The sequence below is a fragment of the Mesorhizobium sp. M7A.F.Ca.CA.001.10.2.1 genome, assembly GCF_003998575.1.
In the GTDB taxonomy this organism is placed as follows: domain Bacteria; phylum Pseudomonadota; class Alphaproteobacteria; order Rhizobiales; family Rhizobiaceae; genus Mesorhizobium.
The window spans coordinates 1-1,252 of the sequence record NZ_RZQY01001059.1 but is presented as its reverse complement, the minus strand read 5'-3'; the positions used below and the strand labels follow the sequence as shown (position 1 = coordinate 1,252).

3 protein-coding genes are annotated in these 1,252 nt (G+C 57.2%); 2 read left to right on the top strand and 1 reads right to left on the bottom strand.

All coding sequences use genetic code 11. The features are described 5' to 3' along the window. Window positions 1-73 precede the first annotated feature (73 nt). Both EN964_RS35030 and EN964_RS35025 read left to right on the top strand, forming a co-directional pair. Window positions 74-709, top strand: coding sequence for an outer-membrane lipoprotein carrier protein LolA (locus tag EN964_RS35030; RefSeq protein ID WP_127268099.1), 636 nt, complete (start codon window positions 74-76; stop codon window positions 707-709). Window positions 710-801: 92 nt separating this feature from the next. After that, the gene (locus EN964_RS35025; protein WP_127268098.1) at window positions 802-1,011 is read left to right on the top strand and encodes a hypothetical protein; all 210 of its coding nucleotides are present in this window, start codon (window positions 802-804) and stop codon (window positions 1,009-1,011) included. A 78-nt stretch (window positions 1,012-1,089) separates the two neighbouring features. On the opposite strand, the gene EN964_RS35020 is transcribed toward EN964_RS35025, so the two are convergent. Continuing rightward, the coding region (locus EN964_RS35020; RefSeq protein WP_245490739.1) for an HlyU family transcriptional regulator at window positions 1,090-1,252 on the bottom strand (163 nt) is incomplete at its 5' end.

The following is a 1,252-nucleotide window of genomic DNA, read 5'->3' as shown; positions in this document are numbered from 1 at the left end:
CGGTGCCCGGACGGTTACTGATCTCAAGACGCGTGATCTCCTTCGATCACGCGTCTGCTTGGGGGTTAATCGAATGGCCTATCGGATCAAAAAGTTGCCGGGTTTCTTGTTTGCCGCTGTTGGCGCTGCCGCGTTGAATATCGCGTCCACGATTGCGATTTCGGCCGCGCCGGTTGATGCGAAGACGATTGCCGATCACTTCTCATCGGTGAAATCTATGTCAGGGGATTTCGTGCAGTCGGGCCCGAAGGCGGAAAGAAAACATGGCAGGTTTTTTCTCCAACGCCCGGGCAAGATCCGGTTCAATTATGCTGGCCAATCTGGGATCAGCGTGATTGCGGATGGTAAATCCCTGGTGGTTTACAACAGGAAACTGAAGACATCGCGGCTCTATGCTCTCTCGAAGACGCCGCTGAAGCTGCTGCTCGACAACAAGGTCGACTTCTCCGGCAGTCGCCTCAAGAGCATCAGAGACGACGGCGCCCAAGTTACCGTCAAGCTGGCCGACAGATCGGCTTTCGGCAATTCGAACATCTCCATGGTGTTCGACAGAAAATCGCTCGATCTGCGCAGATGGAGCCTCACCGACGAGAAGGGACTTACCACAACGGTGACTATATCGAATGTGAAGCAGGGCGTTCGCGCTCCCGAGGGCACCTTCGTTATCGATTATGCGGCGAACCGTGAATTCAACACCACAACGAAATAGCGGCGGCCGCAGAATGGTCACAGCACCGGAACCAATATGATCAGCGGCGGTTTAATCCGTGAAGGGACCGGAACCGCAAAGGACGCGGCACAATGATTGAAATTCACAGCATCGAAGCGGCCAACGCCAGACTGCGCATAAGGAGAGCTGAGCACTCTCTGAAGCGCGCGAATGACTTGCTGGACGAGGAAGGCGGCGTCGCTCTTAATCTGGCATTGTGCGGCCGGATAAGGGCCGCGAGAAGGCATCTGATCGAGGCCAGGGCCCGCCTGATGACGATCGATCCCGCCAGGACGAGTTGATCCGCCGGCGGTCGTAGGTCAACCCGGACCGAGAGGTCCATCGTGGCGCAAAGGCCCGCATGGACCTGTGGCGGTGATCTACCCAAAAATCCGGTCGCCCTGCTCGTCGACCAGTTGGATGCCCTTCTTGATCGAGATGTCGACGGCGTCGTCGAGCCCGGCGAAACGGTCGGCACGGATGAATTTGTGTTCCTTCACCACACCGTCGATCTCCTTGGAGACGACGCCGCACGTCTGGTAT

What these genes read in the sequence shown, in the direction of transcription:
- EN964_RS35030 (WP_127268099.1), top strand. Translation starts at nt 74, where the DNA reads ATGGCCTATCGGATCAAAAAGTTGCCGGGTTTCTTGTTTGCCGCTGTT.
- EN964_RS35025 (WP_127268098.1), top strand. Translation starts at nt 802, where the DNA reads ATGATTGAAATTCACAGCATCGAAGCGGCCAACGCCAGACTGCGCATA.